Here is an 18,694-nt window from a genome sequence, read left to right as displayed (position 1 = left end):
CGGCCGACACCCCGGCCGCTATTGACTGTATTCGCTGCCGCAACCAGGCGCGCGGGACCACAATAGAATTCCGTTTGCAACAGTTCGTAGAAGTTCGAAATCAACCGAGCCGAGCAGGAGGTGTCCGTGATCACCGCCCCGCCTGCCGGGTCCGTCGAGCCGACCCTCGGCAATCTGTCACCGAAGGCCGCGGCGGCGTTGCTGCGAGACCACCTGCACCCGACCGATGTTCGTGAATTCATCCGATCGTCGCCCGCCCACCTGATCGCCTTGTGCGCTGTCCTGATCATCGCGTGCCTCACCTCCGGCGCCGTCACCGCCGCGATGGTCAGCGATCGGCAGCAGGCCCTCAACGGCCTGCTCGACCAGACCGAACCCTTCGCCAACTCCGCCCAACGGCTTTACAGTTCCCTCTCGATCGCCGACGCCGCCGCCGCGACGGCATTCATCTCCGGCGGCGTCGAACCACAAGCCGTGCGCGATCGATACACGCAGGCGATCGGCGAAGCGTCCGCGGAGCTGGCGGGCGGCGCCGCCGGGACCGAGGACGCGGACGCGCCGGCACGACGCCTGCTCAGCGGCGTCGCCACGCAGCTTCCGGTCTACACCGGACTGGTGGAGACGGCGCGGACCAACAATCGGATCGGCAATCCCGTCGGCGCCGCGTACCTCGCCGAGGCGTCGAATCTGATGCAGACGCGGATGCTGCCGATGGCGGAGGCGCTGAGCAAGCAGCAGTCGGCCGCGGTCGTGAAAATCCAGCAGCAGTACGTCCACGCACCGTGGTGGGCGATGTCGTTGGTGACGCTGGCCCTGATTCTTCTGATTCTGGGTCAGCTCTACCTCGCGCGGCGATGGCGGCGTCGGATCAATCCGGGGCTGGTCGTTGCCACGCTGGCGATGGCAGTGCTGTTCGCGTGGATAGTGGCGTCGGGTTGGCTGTCCGCGTCCGCGACCGACCGCGCTCTCGACCGAGGCACCAAGCCCCTCGATCAGCTGACCGCCGGGCGCATCGTCGCTCAGCAGGCGCGCTCCGACGAAACGTTGAAGTTGGTTCGCCGCGATACCACTGGTGTGTACGACACCGCGTTCGACGCCGATATCCAACGTCTCGGCTCGATCCTCACCGAGTTGGGTACCAGCAACGGCAATGTCGTCGATGCCGACTCGGCCCGTGACCTGTGGGATCAGTCGCACAAGCGGATGAACGCAACGCTGGCGGCCGGGGATTACGACGGCGCGTCGAAGGTGGCGATCGGCCCGGGCGCAATGGATTCGATGGTGCAGTACTCGCGACTCGACGACGCCATGGAAGTCGGCATCGCGCAGACGCGTAGTTCCGTGCGCGCTGATGTCTCGCATGCGTCGAAGGTGCTCGACGTGCTCTCGCCCGGCTCGTTGCTGCTCGTTGCGGCAGCCGCCGTCTTGGTCGGCGTCGGACTGTGGCCGCGGCTGCGGGAGTACAGATGAGCAGAGTACCGATGAGCAAGCCTGCGACCGTGGCGCGCGCCGTTGTCGCGCTTGCAACGGCATTTCTCGCTGTCGCCTGCACGACCGGTTCGACGGGTATCGAAGCGGCTGATCCGGCGTCGATCAGCTACACCGATCCCCCACTGCCCGCCCGGGCTGTGCAATCCATCCCCACGGCAACCACGTCGACAACGCCCGCCCCGGACTGCGGCGATCCGACGATGAGCCTGCGCCCGTTCCCGGCATCCGATCAGCCCGCGCGCGGGCCGAGTATCGACGCCATCCGCGCGCGTGGTCGGCTGATCGTCGGCTTGGACACGGGCAGCAATCTGTTCAGCTTTCGCGATCCGCTGACCGGCGCGGTGCAAGGCTTCGACGTGGAGATCGCGAAGGAAATCGCACGCGATCTGCTGGGCGATCCCGAGAAAGTCGACTATCGAATCCTCGGTTCCGCTGATCGTGAAAGCGCACTGCAGGCGCACACCGTGGACATCGTCGCCAAGACCATGACGATCAATTGTCAACGGCGACAGAAGGTTACGTTCTCGACCGTGTACTACCAGGCGAACCAGCGGATTTTGGTGCTGGACAACTCCGGCATCACCGATATCGCCGACCTTGCGGGCAAACGGGTCTGCATCGTCGACGGCACCACGTCGTTGCAGCACATCGAGCAGTTTCAGCCTGCGGCAAGCATCACCACCGTGCCGTCCTGGGCGGACTGCCTGGTGGTCCTTCAGCAGGGCCAGGTGGACGCGGTCAGCACCGACGACTCGATCCTCGCCGGACTTGCCGCCCAAGATCCCTACACGCGCGTGGTCGGCGGCAGCATCAGCCCGGAGCCGTACGGTATCGGAATCAGCAAGGGCAGCGACGATTTGGTGCGCTTCGTCAACGGCACACTCGATCGAATTCGCAACGACGGCACGTGGAACCGGATCTACGACCACTGGTTGACGGTGCTCGGCCCGTCACCCGGTCCACCCCAGCCGCGGTATCAGGACTGAGCCCGATGGCCGAAGCAGAGGACCACGAGGTCGGCACCCAGGCCGCGCTTCGCGACGAGGTCGATACCGCGGGCGGCTTCCGCGAAGAACTCGGCACGCAGGCGACGCCGCAGGTGTATCCCGAAGGGACTGCGCGGTCGGATCCGATCGGGACCGCCCGCTCGTCCGGCCGGAGCACGCGCACCGCCAGATCGCGACCGACGGTCCGACGCCTCGGCGGCGGTCTGGTCGCGGTCCCGACTGTCACACCGGTCGACCCGCGCACAGCTGTCCTGACCAATCCTGTTGTCGCGGAGGGGAAACGGTTCTGCTGGCGCTGCAACAAGCCGGTCGGCCGTACCACCGACGACGGGCCCGGCGAACCGGCAGGAACCTGTCCGCACTGCGGCGCGCCCTACGACTTTCGGCCGCTGCTCGAACCGGGCGAGATGGTCGCGGGGCAGTACGAGGTGCAGGGCTGCATCGCGCACGGCGGACTCGGCTGGATCTACCTCGCAATCGATCGCAACGTCAGCGATCGGTGGGTGGTGCTGAAGGGGCTGCTGCATTCCGGCGATGCCGAAGCCCAGGCCGTTGCGGTCGCGGAGCGCCAGTTCCTCGCCGAGGTGGCGCATCCCAGCATCGTCAAGATCTTCAACTTCGTCGACTACCCGTCGGCCGACGGTACGCCGATGGGCTACATCGTCATGGAGTACGTCGGCGGCCATTCGTTGAAGGAAGCGCTGGATTCGGCCAAGCCGCAACGCATTCCGGTCGATGTCGCGATCGCGTACATCATCGAAATCCTGCCCGCGCTCGACTACCTGCATTCGACCGGTCTGGTCTACAACGACTTGAAGCCGGACAACATCATGGTTACCGAGGATCAGCTCAAGCTGATCGATCTCGGCGCCGTTGCCGGTATCGACTCCTACGGTTATCTCTACGGAACGCAGGGCTTCCAGGCTCCCGAGGTCAGCGAAACCGGTCCGACGGTGGCGTCGGACATCTACACGGTCGGCCGCACGCTTGCGGTGCTGTCGCTGGACATGCCGATGGAGCACGGTCGCTACGTCGACGGCATTCCCACCGCGGAGCAGGCGCCCATCCTCGCGAAATACGAGTTCTACCATCGACTTCTGCTTCGAGCGACCGACACCGATCCCGCCCGTCGCTTCGGCTCGGCACACGAGGTGTCCGGCCAGCTCGCCGGCGTGCTCCGCGATATCCTCGCGCAGGATTCCGGCGAGGAGCACCCCTGGATCTCCACGGTGTTCAGCCCGCAGCGCACCAGCTTCGGCACCGACGAGTTCGTCGGCCAGACTGATGCCTGTGTCGACGGAATCGAACGCAGCCGAAACATCAACGCCCTCGAGGTGACGCAGGCATTACCTGTCCCCCTTGTCGATCCGGCCGATCCGTTTGCGCCCCTGCTGGCGGCGGCGGTGCACGCCGAGCCACGGCAGACTCTCGACTCGATCCGGCATGCGCGGTCGAAGATGGTCACCGATCCCAAAGCGGTCGGCGAAGGTGCGCGTCCGTTCAACCTCGAGATCAGCCTCGCCGAGGTGAAGGCGCATCTGGATCTCGGTGAATCGTCGGATGCGGCTCACGTACTCACCAAGGTCGAAGCCGTAGCCGGACTGAGCTGGCGCACCGACTGGTACCGCGGTTTCCAGTCGATGATCGACGGAGATTTCGAGGATGCCTTCGCGCGCTTCGACGCGGTGCTCGACGCGCTGCCCGGCGAGATCGCACCGAAACTGGCGCTTGCCGCCGCCGCGGAACTGATTCTGCAGCAAAGCAATCCGACTGATCCAGCACAGTGGCGCGGCTGCGCCGAGCGATACTACCGCACGGTGTGGCGGACCGATCACGGCGTGGTCAGCGCCGCCTTCGGCTTGGCGCGGCAGCTGACCGCGCGCGGCGATCGCGATGCCGCAGTCGAGGCGCTCGACGAAGTCCCGCCGACCTCACGGCATTTCAACGTCGCACGGATGACCGCCCTCATGACGCCGATCTCGAGTCGCAGTGTGCACGAGCTGGACGAGGCATGCCTCGACGAAGCTGCGATGCGCGTCAAGGCGCTGCCGTCGGACGAGGGGCGCTCGCTGCAGATGCGCACGATGGTGCTCGCGACCGCTCTTGCCTGGGTGCAGGAGGGCAACAGCGCAAAGTCGGAGCACACGACCATTCTCGGCGTGCCCTTCACCGAGCGCGGACTGCGCGGCGGCACCGAATACGGTCTGCGGGCCTTGGCCCGCAACGCCCCCGGCCGCCGGCATCGCTACGCATTGGTAGATCTTGCCAACGCCATCAGGCCGAAATCCTGGCTGTAGCGCGTCAGCCCACTACCAGCGCAGCGGCAGCTCTGGCAATTGCCAGCTCCTCGTTGGTCGGAACCACCAGCACGGTCACGGCCGACGCTTCGGTCGAAATCACGCGTGCCTCATGGTTGCGTACGGCATTGCGCTCGGCGTCGATCTCGATGCCGAGCCTGCCCAAACCTGCCAGCGCATCCGCCCGGACCTCCGAGCTGTTCTCGCCGACGCCTGCCGTGAAGGTGATGACGTCGACGCCACCCAACTCCAGCAGGTAGGCACCGATGTAGCGACGCAGGCGGTGGATGTAGACGTCGTAGGCAAGCTTGGCAGCGTCGTTGCCTGCGTCGATCAGCTTGCGGAGCTCACGAAAATCGTTGACGCCGGACAGACCCTTGATACCCGAACGACGGTTCAGCAGTTGATCGATCGCGTCGATGTCCATGTCCGCGCTGCGCCGCAGGTGCATCACGATGCCCGGGTCGATGTCGCCGGACCGGGTGCCCATCACCAACCCCTCCAGCGGGGTCAGTCCCATCGACGTGTCGATCACCTCGCTGCCACGGATCGCCGACGCGGACGCACCGTTGCCCAGGTGCAGGACGATCTGGTTCAGATCGTCGCGCCCGACGAACTCCGCGACCTTGCCGGATACGTACTCGTGCGAGGTGCCGTGGAAGCCGTAGCGGCGGATGCCGTATTGCTGTGCCACCTCGGCATCGATCGCGTACGTCCGTGCCGCGGCGGGGAGGCGATGGAAGAAAGCTGTGTCGAAGATGGCGACCTGCGCAACATCCGGCAGCAGTTCCCTGGCGGTGTCGATGCCGGTGACATTGGCCGGATTGTGCAGTGGCGCAAGCTCGGACAGTCGGGTGATCTCCGCGACCACGTCGTCGGTGATCAACGTCGGCTCGTAGAAGACCTCGCCACCGTGGACCACACGGTGCCCCACCGCGCACACACCGTCCAGGCTCTGACCCGATTCCTCGAACATGCCGAACGCCAACCGCATACCGGCGGCATGGTCGGCGATCGGGCCGCGATGCTCCAACTCTCGGTCACCGTAGTGGTGGGTGATGACGCCGTCGTCCTCACCGATCCGCTCCACCAGACCCGACGCCAACGCATCACCGGAGGCGGGATCGACCAGTTGATACTTGACCGACGACGACCCCGAATTGATCACCAACACAAGCGATTGCGTCATTTCGAGATCCCTTGTGCCTGAATCGCCGTGATCGCCACGGTGTTCACGATGTCCTGCACCAGCGCGCCGCGGGACAAGTCGTTCACCGGTTTTCGCAAGCCCTGCAGCACGGGCCCGACGGCGATTGCGCCCGCGCTCCGTTGCACAGCCTTGTACGTGTTGTTGCCGGTATTGAGGTCGGGGAAGATGAACACGGTCGCCTTGCCCGCGACCTTCGAGTTGGGCAATTTGGTACTGGCCACCGTCGGCTCGATAGCCGCGTCGTACTGAATCGGGCCCTCCACCAACAGATCCGAACGACGCTCACGCACCAGTTCGGTCGCGGTACGCACCTTGTCCACGTCGGCGCCGGATCCCGATTCGCCCGTCGAGTAGGACAGCATCGCGATGCGCGGCTCGATCCCGAATTGTTCTGCGGTCTGAGCGGACGAGATCGCGATGTCGGCGAGTTGCTCGGACGTCGGGTCCGGAACGACGGCACAGTCGCCGTAGGCCAGTACCCGATCCGCGAGGCACATCAGAAAGACGCTCGACACAGTGGATACGCCGTCCTGCGTCTTGATGATCTCGAACGACGGCCGGATCGTGTGCGCCGTTGTGTGAGCCGCACCGGAGACCATGCCGTCGGCAATTCCCTTGTGCACCATCATCGTTCCGAAGTAGGAGATGTCCGTGACCACCTCGCGGGCGCGCTCGAGGGTCATGCCCTTGTGCTTGCGCAGCTCGGTGTACTCCTTCGCGAAGTCGTCGAGATACTCCGGGTCGCGGGGGCTCAAGATGTTGGCACCGGTGAGGTCGACACCCAACTCGGCGGCGCGACCGCGAATCGTGGATTCGTCACCGAGGATGGTCAATTCGGCGACGTTGCGCTGCAGGAGCCTGCCTGCCGCCCGCAAGATGCGGTCGTCGTCGCCCTCGGGTAGCACTATGTGTTTGCGGTCGGATCGGGCGCGGTCGATGAGTTGGTATTCGAACATCGGCGGCGTCACCACCGAGGGGAACGGCACTTCCAGCAGCTCGATCAGCTTGTTGGTGTCGACGCGCTGCTCCATCAATGCCAGAGCGGTGTCGACCTTGCGGGCCGATCCGACAGCGACACGACCACGAGTTCGTGCCACCGCACTCGCGGTGTCGAACGTACCCAGCGGCGTCGTGAGGATCGGCAGCCTCGGCTTGAGCCCCTCGATCAGCTTGGCGATCGCCGGATGCGGCAGCAGGCCGCCGTTCATGATGATGCCTGCCAGCGACGGAAAGCCTTCTGCCTCATGGGCATTCACCAGCGCCAGCACGGCGTCCGATCGGTCGGCGGGGGCGATGACCGCAACACCTTCGTAGAGACGCTCGAGAATGTGTTCGGCCGTCATACCGCCGACCATCACGCCGAGGGCCTCGCGCTGCATCAGCTCGGGATCGCCGCTGTAGAGCTCACCGCCGGTGGAGGTCAGCAGTTCGGCCATGGTCGGAGCGCCGAGCAACGGAGTTTCCGGGATGCTCCACGCGGGTACGCCGACGCCGTCGAGCGCTTTCGTGATGTCGTCGAGGCTATCGGGATCACACCGATTCGCCACTACCGCTAGCAGATGCGCGTGGTACTGCTTCAACTCCACCGCGCACATGTCGACAACCTGAACGATTTCCTCAGGCGTGCGGCCCAGCCCCTTCACCGCAAGCACCACGGGCGCACCGAGGTTGGCTGCGATCCGAGCGTTCATGCCCAGCTCGCTCGGACTGGCAACGTCGGTGTAGTCGCTGCCGATGATCAGGACGGCATCGCATTGCTCAGCGACGACGTGATAACGCGATACGATCTCGCTCAGCGCGGCATCGGGATCGGCATGGGTCACCTCGTAGGTGACGCCGACACATTGTTCGTAGCTGAGGTCCGCAGTCGTGTGCTCGAGGAGCAACTCGAGTATGTAGTCCGTCTCGGTGGTCGACCGCGCGATCGGACGGAAGACACCCACCCTTGCCGCGGACGCGCAGAGGCGATGCAACACCCCGAGCGCAATGGTCGACTTACCGGTATCGCCTTCGGGAGATGCGATGTAGACAGTCGTCGGCCCCTTGGCGGTCGCGGGACCCGACGGCTTCTGCGATGTTGCCATGGGGTGAGCCTAATTGGCGCATAATTTCCGGGGGCCACCGTGGGCACGACGAGGAGACCGGTATGAGCGAGCAGGCATTTCCCGACGTGCGATGGGGCTCGGATTCCGGTTTCCTGAACAAGGCGGCCATCGCCTTCGCATCCACTCCGGTCGGCTCGTGGGTCATCAAAACCGCCACACCGCTGGACCGAAAACTGCTGGTCAAGACCGATGGCAAGTACACGATCCTCGGCCCGATCGGTGCGCCGGTGATTCTGCTGACCACGAAGGGCCGCAAGTCCGGCGAACCGCGCACCACCCCGTTGCTGTGCGTGCACGAGGGCGACAAGATCTACGTGGTCGGCAGCAACTTCGGTCAGGCGCACCATCCGGCGTGGACGGCGAACCTGCTGGCCGACTCCAACGCGAGCGTCGCAATCGGCGGCAAGGCGATCCCCGTCGTCGCAACGCCGGTGATCGGCACCGAGCAGACGCGCGTCTACAAAGAATTCATCGACATGGCAGGCGCGTACGAGGCATACAAGGGCCGCACCGATCGTGACCTACGAGTTTTTGCGTTGACTCGACGCTGAGCCACCCGCACTGCAGGGTCGGGCCACAGCCATCGCGATGGCGGGTATCCCCCTCGCATTGTCCATCGGCGTCCCCGCGGGGACGTTGGTCGGCTCGGCGCTCGGCTGGCGGTATTCGTTCGCTGCTATGACTGCACTGACCGTGGCGCGCACCGGGTTTTCTGCTATGCCGAGATAGGTGCAGATCTACACCCGCACCGCATCGAGGTATTCGTCGGTAGCGCGGCGCAACGCGTCCGGGCGTAGCGTCGGTTATATGCCTATCGCAACGAATGCATTTGCCCACGTTCGACTGACCGTCACCGATATCGAGAAATCGCGCGCCTTCTACGACAAGGTCTTTGCCCTCCCCGTCGCTTTCGAGCTGCCGCCGGATGCGGACGCGGCGACTCGCGAACAGCTGAGCTTCCTGTTCGGTGGAGTCATCTACAAGCTGGGTGATTCGCTGCTCGGCCTGCGGCCGGTGTCGGAGGACGATTTCAACGAGGACCGGACAGGCCTAGACCACGTCAGCTTCGCCGTTGCCGACAGGTCGGCACTCGACGACGCGACAAAGGTGTTGGACGAGCAGGGAATCCATCACGAAGGCATCAAGGACATCGGTGCCGGCTACATCCTCGAGTTCCGCGACCCTGACAACATCGCACTCGAACTCTTCGCCCCGAAGTGATCTAGATATCCAGAGCGGCCCGAACCAGCGCCCGATTGTCGGGCGCTGATTCGCCGTTCGGCAGCAGCAGTGTGTCTTCCAAGCCGATGCGCATGTCCAGACCGAGTTCGCCTGCGTAGCGCAAGGCCGGCCAACAGCTCATTCCTTGGCCGTGCAACAGAATTCGCGGTGAGCCGGGGCCACGGCGTAGCACAGCGAGCATCGAATCGGCAGTCTCGACGGTCTCGGCAGCCGACAGTTCGTCCGGCAATTCCAGCAGCACACGGAAACACTCACCGGCGAACCGCGACGCTTGCCACGTGCGTACCGCGTCGACGGTGAACAGTCCGGCTTCGATCCCGACACCACGCTCGATCAGTACCGCCGCCACGTCCTCAGCACCGTCCTCGTGCCAATTCACGGACGCATAGTCCGGCAGCGAGTTCCAGCGTCGGATGCTCGCCACCCGTGCTGCCGGGTCGGCATCGATCCATGCTCCCGTCGTGACGCCGACGGGAGTGTTCACCTCGCGCTTCACCGCACCCAGCGCGGCGGCGACCCTCGCAGAATCCAGCGAGTCGTTGCCATGGTCGTCCTTGGGATGCAAGTGGACACTCTCGGCACCGGCCAGCACAGCCGCATGCGCGTCGTGCGCGAGTTGATCGGGTGTCACCGGCAGCGCCGGATGCTCCGAGCGTGCGCGGTTTCCATTCAGGCAGGCCTGCAACATGATGTCTTCGACACTAATCCGTGCTTGAGGGCAATGGTTTGCGGGTAGACCTGAGTCATGACCTCGACGATGCCTCGAACGGGCGCACGCCTTCCAGCTCAACGGGGTCCGCTGTCGAGCGCGGTGTGCGCTGCCCTGCTCCTGGATTCGAACGCGCAGGTTTCGCTTCCAGGCAGCGCAGAGATAATCGAGCCTTACAGCGAAGACGCCCAATTGGCGCTCTACACCTGCTACGAGCTGCATTACCGCGGCTTCGACGGCGTCGATGCCGACTGGGAATGGCATCCTGAGCTGCTGCGATTGCGCCGAGACCTGGAACGAGCCTTCCTCTCCTACGTTCGCGACCACGTGGAGCCGGGCAACGACGCTGTGGCCGAGATGGACGGGTTGTGCGTCGAACCGGTGGACGGCAGCGGGCCGTCGTTCTATCTGAAAAAGTCTGGCACATGGGACCAGATGCGCGAGTACTTCACGCACCGCTCCCTATATCACCTCAAAGAGGCGGACCCCCACGCCTGGGCGATACCGCGGTTGACCGGGCAGGCGAAAGCGTCTTTTGTCGCAGTCGAATTCGACGAGTTCGGTGGTGGCCGGGGCGAGCGGGTGCACCAACAGCTGTTCGCGAATCTGCTCGACGCCGCCGGTCTCGACTCCACCTATCTCGGGTACCTCGACGTCGTCCCCGCGGAAACGCTGGCAACGGTGAATCTGATGTCCCTCTTCGGTTTGCACCGCTCACTGCGTGGAGCGACCGTCGGCCACTTCACGGCCACCGAGATCACGTCGTCCCCCGGATCCAGGCGACTTGTGCAGGCGCTGCAGCGGATGGACGCACCGAATGCGTGCATCGAGTTCTACGCCGAGCATGTCGAAGCGGACGCGGTGCACGAGCAAGTGATGCGCCACGATGTGGTCGGCGACCTGATCGCACGGGAACCGGAGCTGGAACCGGACGTCGTATTCGGTATTCGCGCAGCGGATTTCGTCGAAGGCAAGCTGGGAACACTACTGGTGGACGGTTGGCGCAATGGCCTGTCGTCGTTGAGACGTTAGTCGGACCGGCATCGCTGTCGATGGCTGGTGTCGCACAGCGGATAGGACTTGCTGCGTCTGCACATGCAGATTGCGACGACGAATCGGTCGGAGCGCACACATGAGCCGTCGGGCATGGTGATGTCGACTGGACCGTCGATGAGCATCGGCCCGTTCTCGGCGATACGAACGGCCTTACGTTCCATCGGAATCCGCACGGTCGCCGCGAATCACCACCAGTTCTTCGCGCCGCCTGCCGCGCTCCAGGGCACCCTGCGCCTCCAGCCAGGCTGCGCGACTGTGCATGACCGGCCCGAAATCGATTGTCCTGCGCGACACTACGGCCGCCTTCAGACCAGAGGCGCGAAGGTCGGCGATGGTCGCGTCCGGTCCGGAGAACTCCGAATGGACGATCAAGACGAACCCGCCGTCTCGGAGCAGTCGTCGCGCATTTCGGCAGAGCGGACCCAGCATCGACCGGCCGTCGACGCCCGCATCCCATGCGAGTGCCTGTGCCCCACCCGGTTCGCACGGGACGTAGGGCGGATTGCAAACCACCACGTCGAATGGTCCGGCGGCAAGAGCATCCGAAAGACCACCCTGCGCCACCGTGATCTGAATGCCGACGGCATCCGCGTTGCGCCGAGCGCATTGCACCGAATCGGCCGAAACATCCAGTGCCAGTACATCTCCGCCCGAGAGAATGGCTGCACCGATCGCAAGTACACCGGATCCGGCGCACAGATCGAGAACACGCGCGTCGCGCGGCAACGATGCTTCGCGGAGAGCGTCCAGCAATGCTCGCGAGTCGTGTTGCGGCGCATAGACACCAGGATCGGTGGTAATCGCGGCCACGGCTCGATCGATATCCAGGATCACTCGATTGCACTCCGATCGGATTCGACTGTCTCGGTGATGCACGACCTCTCGAAAGTACTAGGCCGTCGACTTCGTGTGCCCCGAATCGACGTGGACGAAACCACGGACGCGAACCGGGGCGGAGCCGGTACGGTACGGGTCACAGGGGCTGTCGTTGGAAGAATGAGGAGTTCGACCGGATGCCTGACCAGCAGTTTCCGTTGAGTTCGGCGCAGCTGAGCATCTGGTTCGCGCAGCAGATAGTCCCGAATGTCCCGTTTGTCATCGCGTACTACACAGATCTGGTCGGCCCGGTGCGCCGGGATCTGTTGATCTCCTGCTGTTCTGCCGCACATCGCGAATACGGGTCGACCACCGTGCGAATCGTCGGCACCGCCGATGCACCACGACAGACGATCGACGACGACGCACCCGACGATGTCGGGACCGTCGACTTCCGCGACCACCACGATCCCCCCGCTGCCGCTGCTGCCTGGATGCGCGAAGATTGCGCGAAACCACTCTCGGTCGAATGTTTTCCGTTGGTGCGCAGCGTGATCCTGTTGATCGCCGACGACCGCTGCTACTGGTACACGAAGGCTCATCACATTGCCCTCGATGGGTTCGGTGCTACGACGATCCTGCGCCGAGCCGCACAGTTGTACGTCGCCGCGGTAGCCGGGAGCGAACGCCCACCCGACCGCTCGCTCGGCGTCGACACGTTGGTGGCCGAGGACACCGCATATCGATCGTCGAATCGCTGTCTCCGTGACCGCGATTACTGGTCTGCCGCTTCGTCCGAACTGTCGGCGCCTCTATCACTCAGCGGACGGACCGCACCGCCCGCAGCGCCGCTGCATGTGGGCGGAACGCTCGGTCCGGACACCACCGCATGGCTGACCGACTCCGACCGCGAACCACTGTCGGCCGTCGTCATAGCGGCCTTTGCCGCCTACTACGCACGTATGACGGACCAGGACGACGTGGTGCTCTCGCTACCGGTGTCGGCCCGAACGACCGCCCGGCTACGACAGGCCGCAGGAACTGTATCGAACGTGGTGCCGTTGCGACTCGACGGAATCGGGTCGGCAACGATAGACGGCGCCGTCGCGATTGTCCGCACCGCATTGTCTGGAGTGTTGCGCCATCAGCGATTTCGGCCCGACACCGCGGATACCGGTGCCGCAACGAACCGGATGGAGACGGGCGGATTCGGCCCGGTCGTCAACATCATGATGTTCGATCGCACGGTGTCGTTGGGTCCCCTGACAGGCAGCGTGCACGTCCTGACCACCGGACCCACGTCCGACATCGCCCTCGATATCTACCCTGGCACAGCAGATCTGCTACCCGACATCGATTTCGAGGCCAATCCGGCCCTCTATGCCCGCGCCGACGTGGTGGAGCACCATCGAAGATTTCTGGCGTTTCTCGACCTGGTAGCCGATCCCGCCAACCGCGATCTCGCTGTTGCCGACGTGGAGTTGACCGGGAGTCCCGGGAGTGCCGCCGTCGGAGCTGTTCCTGGCGAAGACCTGACGCTCGCCGATCTGCTCACCACAACTGCGCGGACACAACCGGATGCTGTCGCAGTCTGTGACGGCGACGTGGAACTGACGTATCGAGACCTCGACAGACGCTCGGATGAGCTTGCGTACCAATTGATCTGCCGCGGGATCCAGGCCGGTAGTTTCGTCCCGGTTTCCATCCAGCGTTCGACGCAGTCGGTCATCGCGCTGTGGGCGGTGGCCAAGACCGGCGCAGCCTACGTGCCCATCGATCCGCGGCTACCGCCTGAGCGCGTGCACTACATCGTCGACGACTGCCGAGCCGAGGTCGGGGTCGCAATGGACGGTCGGACCCTCCCGGCGACCGTCGAATGGCTAAGTGTTCCAGAGCGCACTGTTCCAGAGTGCACGGTTCCCGAGCTCACCGCTGCACGCAACGATGTCGACTTGCCGGCGGTCCACCTGCTCGACGCTGCATACGTGATCTACACATCTGGATCGACCGGAACGCCGAAAGGCGTTGTGGTCACGCATGCAGGCCTCGGCGCTCTGGCGACCGAGATCGTCGAGCGGTACCAACTCTGCGAGGATTCCCGAGTACTGCATTTCGCATCACCGGGGTTCGACACGGCACTTGTCGAGGTCTTTGCGGCGAGCCTGTCCGGCGGGGTCCTCGTCATCGCAGCACCGGACGTGTACGGCGGCTCCGAACTGACGCGTCTGCTTGCCCGAGAACGCGTCACGCACCTGCTGGCCACTCCCTCCGCCTTGGAGACAGTCGATCCGGCGGCCCTGCGGCAACTTCGATTCGTCGTGATGGGCGGCGAGGTCGCACCGCAATCATTGGTGGACAACTGGATCGGCGGTCGAACCGTCCGAAACGCGTACGGCCCCAGCGAAACCACGTGCAGCGTGACGATGACTGCTCCGCTGACCGTCGGCGAGCAGGTGAGCATCGGGACTCCCATGCCCGGGGTGACGGCGCTGGTGCTCGATCGCCGTCTCCGCCTGGTTCCCGCTGGTGCAACCGGCGAACTGTACCTGGCCACAGCAGGATTGGCGCGTGGCTACCTCGACAAGTACGGCTGGACCGCAACGGGCTTCGTTGCCAATCCATTCGGCTCGGCCGGCGACCGAATGTTTCGCAGCGGTGACCGTGCTCGCTGGAACACGAACGGCACGCTCGAATTCCTGGGTCGCACCGACGATCAGGTGAAGCTCCGCGGGTTTCGGATCGAGTTGGGTGAGATCGATGCCGCCCTGCGCAAGGATCCGGACGTGGCGTTTGCGGTGACAGTCGTGAACACGTCGATGCCCGAATCACAGCTGGCGTCGTACGTCGTGGCTCGCGGCGATGCATCGATCGACACCGGCGCTCTGCGTGCACGTGTCGCGCAGACGCTCCCGCACTACATGGTGCCGCGGTCCGTCACGGTGATCGACACAGTTCCGCTGACCACCAATCGGAAGCTCGACCGATCAGCCCTGCCCGATCCGCAATTCGACCACCCTGCAGGCATATTCGTCGAGCCTGCCACTCCCGCCGAAGTCGAGATCGCGCAGATCTTCGGAGCGGTGCTCGGTCGCGATCGCGTCGACGCGCGTGCGTCGTTCTTCGATCTCGGTGGCGACTCCCTCTCGGCCACCCGCGCGGCCGGTCGAATCAGGGCGCGCTTTCCGGTGCATGTCGGGGTGCGTGACGTGGTCGACACACCCACCGTCGTCGGCCTCGCGGCGAAGGTCGAGTCGCTCGCCGCCACCGCGCCCGCCCGACGACCGATCGTCGACGCCGCCCGCAACCATGAGTTCGTTCCGCTCGCGCCCGCCCAGCGTTACATCGACAGATCCACCGACACAGCGCATTACAACTTGCCATTCGTTCTCACGCTGAGTGGTCCGCTCGACCTGGAGGCCTTGCGCTGCGCTATTGCCGACCTGATCGAGCGGCACCGAACCTTGCGATCGATCTATCCGGATACCGACGGACGACCGCAGCAAAGGGTGCTGCCGACACCGGAAACGCTGGTTTCGGTCGCGCGCGTGGCACGCAGCGAACTCGCCGAACGCATCGACGCGTTTCTGCGCGCCGGATTCGACGTGCGGACGGAGCGTCCGATTCGATTCGAATTCTTCGAGTCGGATCGGCACGAATTGATCGTTGCATGCGTGGTGCACCACATCGCCGCCGACGGCTGGTCGCTCGGGGTGCTGGCCCGTGATCTGCTGCAGGCCTACGGAAGCCGAGCCGCAGGCAGCGCGCCGCGGTGGACAGCGCTGCCCATCGAGTTCGCCGATTACAGCGTCTGGCGAACGGACGACGACGCCGGACGCGATATCGACTTCTGGACAACGGAACTTGCGGGGGCACCCGCCGAGCTGCACCTTCCTGTCGATCGACCGCGACCCGAAATATGGAGCTTCGAAGGTGGTCGAGTGTCGTGCGTGCTCGACACCGCGACGATCGAGGCAGTCGCCGCAGCAGCAGCTGTCGGTACCTTCACCGTTCTGCGAGCTGCGCTGATCTGGTTGCTCGCCGAGATTTCGGGCGAGACCGACATCGTGACAGGCACACCCGTCGCCGGGCGGGGCGATCCCCTACTCGACGACGTGGTGGGCATGTTCGTCAATACGCTCGCGGTGCGGACGAATATCGAAGGGGTGCAGTCGCTCTCCGACGTGATCACGAGGGCACGCGACTCCGAGATCCGCGCGCTCGATCATGCCGGAGTGCAGTTCGAACAGCTGGTGGAAGTCCTCGACCCCCGCCGTTCCCAGTCGCTGCATCCGTTCTTTCAGGTGGCCATGTCTTTCGACACGTTCGTGCCCACGTCACTCGCCGTCGGCGACCTGACGATGACCATCACGCCGAAACCACTCGACATCGCCAAGTGCGACCTGCACTTCTATTTCACCGAAAACCACGATGCCGCAGGGAAATCGACGAAGCTCGACGTCGTATACGCCTCCGCGATGTTCGACGAGAAGACCGTCGACAACATCGTCGAGCGCTATCGAACGATCGTGCTTGCCATCGCCGATGGTGCTCCGCTCAGCCCGCCGCCCGCAACCGCGGCGCCAGATCACGCTCGAATAGTTCGAGGAACCGCTTCTGATCGTGGCCCGGAGCGTGGAAGACCAGGTGATTGAGACCCGCCTCGAGATAGGGCTGAATGCGTGTCACCACGTCGTCGGGATCGGATCCCACGATCCACCGCTTCGCCACCTGCTCGATCGGCAACGCGTCCGCGGCTTCCTCCATCTCGATCGGGTCGGTGATGTCGTGCTTCTGCTCAGGAGTCAGCGACAACGGCGCCCAGAAGCGCGTGTTCTCCAACGCCAGCTCGGGATCGGTGTCGTAGGAGATCTTGATCTCGATCATGCGATCGATGTCGTCGACGCTGCGATCGACCTTCGCCGCACCCTCGGCAACGGCGGGCATCAACTTCTCCGTGTAGAGATCCATCCCCTTGCCCGACGTGCAGATGAAGCCGTCGCCCGCACGACCGGCATACCGCGCGACCACCGGACCGCCTGCCGCAACGTAGACGGGGATGCCGCCGTCGGGAACGTCGTAGATCGACGCACCCTTCGTCGAGTAGTACTCGCCCTCGAAGTCGGTGCGCTCACCCGTCCAGAGTGCACGCATCAGCTGCACCGCCTCGCGAAGGCGGGCGAACCGCTCCTTGAAATCCGGCCATTCGTCCTTGTAGCCCGTGGCGATTTCGTTGAGCGCCTCACCGGTACCCACGCCGAGCATGATCCGCCCCGGGTAGAGCAGTCCCATCGTCGCGAAGGCCTGCGCGATGACGGCGGGGTTGTACCGGAACGTCGGAGTCAACACCGACGTGCCGAGCTGAATCCGCTCGGTCCGTTCACCGACCGCCGTCATCCACGCGAGTGAGAACGGGGCATGTCCGCCGTTGTGGCGCCACGGCTGGAAATGATCGCTGACCGTCGCGCTGTCGAGACCGTGCTGCTCGGCGAGAACCCCGAGTTCGACAAGTTCGCGGGGACCGAACTGCTCTGCGGAAGCCTTGTATCCGAGCTTGAGATCTGGCACGTGCACACCCCTGACGTCGTCGACCCGCGCCGTGTCGGCGGGAACGCTTTCGAGGGTAATCCCAGTCCGGTCAGTGGATCAGGGTGCTCACGACTGTCGCGCCCGCCGCGAAGATTCCCACGGCCGCAACCGTGCCCGCGAAGATTTCCAACGGAACCGACGACGGCATCTCCGCGCCTTCCTCGATAGCCCGTCTGACCTGCCGCCACCGTCGAATGCCGAGCAGAGCAGCAGCGGAGCCCAGCAGAACCAACACCAAGCCGATGAGGGTGCGCACCCAGCCCGTGCTGAATCCCGGGACCAGAACGATCACCGCGATACCGGCCGCCACCAGGCCCAGCGCAGTCCGCATCCAGGCGAGAAAGGTTCGTTCGTTGGCGAGGGTGAACCGTTCGTCAGGGCGGTTGGCAGCGCTCACAGACTCATTCTCCCAGGTGAACAGTTCACTCGTTTCACACCACACCCACGCGTGACCTTGTTATGTTAGCGAAACTTCCGAGGAGGCCGTATGCAATACCACGCCACACGAAGAGTTCGTCGGACCCTGGCGATAGCGGCGCTGTCGGCGTGTCTGGCGGCCATCCCCGCAGCGCCCGCCTTCGCCGTCCCGACGGGCAGCTCGAGCGGTAGTGGCGACACCGGAAGTGGCACCGGTTCGGCTGGCAGCAGCTCCGGCTCGGGGTCGAGCGGTAGCTCCAGCGGCTCCGCGAACTTCGCACTGCCGATCTCGAGTCCTGCGGGCTTGATCGCGCTGACTGCAGCCGTCACCCAAACCGGCAAGCCCTACGAGTGGGGTGGCACCGGTCCCAACGCCTGGGACTGCTCGGGATTGGTGCAGTGGGCATTCCACCAGGCGGGCGTGAACCTGCCCCGCACCAGCGAGCAGATGGCACACGCGGGCTATCCGGTCCCGCTGTGGGCGCTCTCGCCCGGCGATGTGGTGGTCCTGAACTCCGACGCATCGCACGTCGGCATCTACGTCGGATTCGGGCAGGTCTTCAACGCATACGGAAACGGCGTTCCCGTCGGTCTTGCGCCGCTCTCGCAGTGGGAGATCAACAGCATCCGTCGCTTCTAGGGCGTGTCTCCCGAATATTTGCGTCCTGACCAGCGAGTATTAGCCGATGACGCGGATGGGTGTGATTTCTGACGAGTTCTGGGCTGCTGTCGAACCGGTGATGCCCTCGGATGTAGGT

15 protein-coding genes are annotated in these 18,694 nt (G+C 64.6%); 8 read left to right on the top strand and 7 right to left on the bottom strand.

The window, feature by feature from the left end; translation table 11 throughout:
• Positions 1-126 precede the first annotated feature (126 nt).
• The 3 genes from FOY51_RS14010 to FOY51_RS14000 are packed head-to-tail and all read left to right on the top strand — an operon-like array spanning position 127 to position 4,795.
• Positions 127-1,470: a GlnX family signal transduction membrane protein gene (locus FOY51_RS14010; RefSeq protein WP_149430875.1), complete on the top strand. Its 1,344-nt coding sequence runs from the start codon at positions 127-129 to the stop codon at positions 1,468-1,470.
• Entirely contained in the window at positions 1,467-2,477 is a 1,011-nt protein-coding gene (locus FOY51_RS14005) for a glutamate ABC transporter substrate-binding protein (protein WP_235916321.1), read from the top strand. Before FOY51_RS14010 ends, FOY51_RS14005 begins: the two co-directional genes overlap by 4 nt.
• Positions 2,478-2,482: 5 nt before the next feature.
• Positions 2,483-4,795, top strand: a complete 2,313-nt coding sequence (locus tag FOY51_RS14000; RefSeq protein WP_149430874.1) for a serine/threonine-protein kinase PknG — start codon at positions 2,483-2,485, stop codon at positions 4,793-4,795.
• Between the two features lie 4 nt (positions 4,796-4,799).
• Here FOY51_RS14000 and FOY51_RS13995 read toward each other — a convergent pair whose 3' ends face one another.
• Entirely contained in the window at positions 4,800-5,984 is a 1,185-nt protein-coding gene (locus FOY51_RS13995; RefSeq protein WP_149430873.1) for an acetate kinase, read from the bottom strand.
• Positions 5,981-8,089, bottom strand: coding sequence for a phosphate acetyltransferase (gene pta / locus FOY51_RS13990; protein ID WP_149430872.1), 2,109 nt, complete (start codon positions 8,087-8,089; stop codon positions 5,981-5,983). Before pta ends, FOY51_RS13995 begins: the two co-directional genes overlap by 4 nt.
• Positions 8,090-8,151: 62 nt before the next feature.
• Between pta and FOY51_RS13985 the strand changes: the two genes are divergently transcribed.
• Both FOY51_RS13985 and FOY51_RS13975 read left to right on the top strand, forming a co-directional pair.
• Positions 8,152-8,661 (top strand): nitroreductase/quinone reductase family protein, encoded by a 510-nt coding sequence (locus FOY51_RS13985; protein ID WP_149430871.1) that lies wholly within the window; start codon positions 8,152-8,154, stop codon positions 8,659-8,661.
• A gap of 256 nt (positions 8,662-8,917) precedes the next feature.
• Entirely contained in the window at positions 8,918-9,331 is a 414-nt protein-coding gene (locus tag FOY51_RS13975; RefSeq protein ID WP_149430870.1) for a VOC family protein, read from the top strand.
• A gap of 1 nt (position 9,332) precedes the next feature.
• Here the strand turns inward: FOY51_RS13975 and FOY51_RS13970 are convergent, their stop codons facing one another.
• Positions 9,333-10,040 (bottom strand): 3-keto-5-aminohexanoate cleavage protein, encoded by a 708-nt coding sequence (locus tag FOY51_RS13970; RefSeq protein WP_149430869.1) that lies wholly within the window; start codon positions 10,038-10,040, stop codon positions 9,333-9,335.
• Positions 10,041-10,097: 57 nt separating this feature from the next.
• Between FOY51_RS13970 and FOY51_RS13965 the strand changes: the two genes are divergently transcribed.
• Complete coding sequence (locus FOY51_RS13965; RefSeq protein WP_187776319.1) at positions 10,098-11,093, top strand: iron-containing redox enzyme family protein; 996 nt, start codon at positions 10,098-10,100, stop codon at positions 11,091-11,093.
• Here the strand turns inward: FOY51_RS13965 and FOY51_RS13960 are convergent.
• A complete protein-coding gene (locus tag FOY51_RS13960; protein ID WP_149430868.1) occupies positions 11,090-11,278 on the bottom strand; it encodes a CDGSH iron-sulfur domain-containing protein in 189 nt (62 codons plus the stop codon). The genes FOY51_RS13965 and FOY51_RS13960 overlap by 4 nt on opposite strands.
• A complete protein-coding gene (locus FOY51_RS13955) occupies positions 11,268-11,927 on the bottom strand; it encodes a HemK2/MTQ2 family protein methyltransferase (protein WP_353961370.1) in 660 nt (219 codons plus the stop codon). Before FOY51_RS13955 ends, FOY51_RS13960 begins: the two co-directional genes overlap by 11 nt.
• 203 nt (positions 11,928-12,130) lie before the next feature.
• On the opposite strand from FOY51_RS13955, the gene FOY51_RS13950 reads away from it, so the two are divergent.
• Positions 12,131-16,585, top strand: a complete 4,455-nt coding sequence (locus tag FOY51_RS13950; protein WP_149430867.1) for a non-ribosomal peptide synthetase — start codon at positions 12,131-12,133, stop codon at positions 16,583-16,585.
• Here the strand turns inward: FOY51_RS13950 and fgd are convergent.
• A complete protein-coding gene (gene fgd, locus FOY51_RS13945; RefSeq protein WP_149430866.1) occupies positions 16,488-17,498 on the bottom strand; it encodes a glucose-6-phosphate dehydrogenase (coenzyme-F420) in 1,011 nt (336 codons plus the stop codon). The two genes, FOY51_RS13950 and fgd, sit on opposite strands and share 98 nt — an antisense overlap.
• 70 nt (positions 17,499-17,568) lie before the next feature.
• The gene (locus tag FOY51_RS13940; protein WP_149430865.1) at positions 17,569-17,916 is read right to left on the bottom strand and encodes a YidH family protein; all 348 of its coding nucleotides are present in this window, start codon (positions 17,914-17,916) and stop codon (positions 17,569-17,571) included.
• Between the two features lie 90 nt (positions 17,917-18,006).
• Between FOY51_RS13940 and FOY51_RS13935 the strand changes: the two genes are divergently transcribed.
• Positions 18,007-18,576 (top strand): NlpC/P60 family protein, encoded by a 570-nt coding sequence (locus FOY51_RS13935; protein WP_149430864.1) that lies wholly within the window; start codon positions 18,007-18,009, stop codon positions 18,574-18,576.
• Positions 18,577-18,694 lie beyond the last annotated feature (118 nt).

The organism is Antrihabitans cavernicola (assembly GCF_008297975.1).
Classification (GTDB): Bacteria; Actinomycetota; Actinomycetes; order Mycobacteriales; family Mycobacteriaceae; genus Antrihabitans; species Antrihabitans cavernicola.
The sequence above is the reverse complement of the archived record's forward strand: the minus strand, read 5'-3'. Positions and strand labels throughout refer to the sequence as shown.

Excerpts from the sequence above, each read along its gene's own strand:
- FOY51_RS14005 (WP_235916321.1), top strand. The coding sequence starts at position 1,467 with ATGAGCAGAGTACCGATGAGCAAGCCTGCGACCGTGGCGCGCGCCGTT.
- FOY51_RS14000 (WP_149430874.1), top strand. The coding sequence starts at position 2,483 with ATGGCCGAAGCAGAGGACCACGAGGTCGGCACCCAGGCCGCGCTTCGC.
- FOY51_RS13995 (WP_149430873.1), bottom strand. The coding sequence starts at position 5,984 with ATGACGCAATCGCTTGTGTTGGTGATCAATTCGGGGTCGTCGTCGGTC.
- pta (WP_149430872.1), bottom strand. The coding sequence starts at position 8,089 with ATGGCAACATCGCAGAAGCCGTCGGGTCCCGCGACCGCCAAGGGGCCG.
- FOY51_RS13985 (WP_149430871.1), top strand. The coding sequence starts at position 8,152 with ATGAGCGAGCAGGCATTTCCCGACGTGCGATGGGGCTCGGATTCCGGT.
- FOY51_RS13975 (WP_149430870.1), top strand. The coding sequence starts at position 8,918 with ATGCCTATCGCAACGAATGCATTTGCCCACGTTCGACTGACCGTCACC.
- FOY51_RS13970 (WP_149430869.1), bottom strand. The coding sequence starts at position 10,040 with ATGTTGCAGGCCTGCCTGAATGGAAACCGCGCACGCTCGGAGCATCCG.
- FOY51_RS13965 (WP_187776319.1), top strand. The coding sequence starts at position 10,098 with ATGACCTCGACGATGCCTCGAACGGGCGCACGCCTTCCAGCTCAACGG.
- FOY51_RS13960 (WP_149430868.1), bottom strand. The coding sequence starts at position 11,278 with ATGGAACGTAAGGCCGTTCGTATCGCCGAGAACGGGCCGATGCTCATC.
- FOY51_RS13950 (WP_149430867.1), top strand. The coding sequence starts at position 12,131 with ATGCCTGACCAGCAGTTTCCGTTGAGTTCGGCGCAGCTGAGCATCTGG.
- FOY51_RS13935 (WP_149430864.1), top strand. The coding sequence starts at position 18,007 with ATGCAATACCACGCCACACGAAGAGTTCGTCGGACCCTGGCGATAGCG.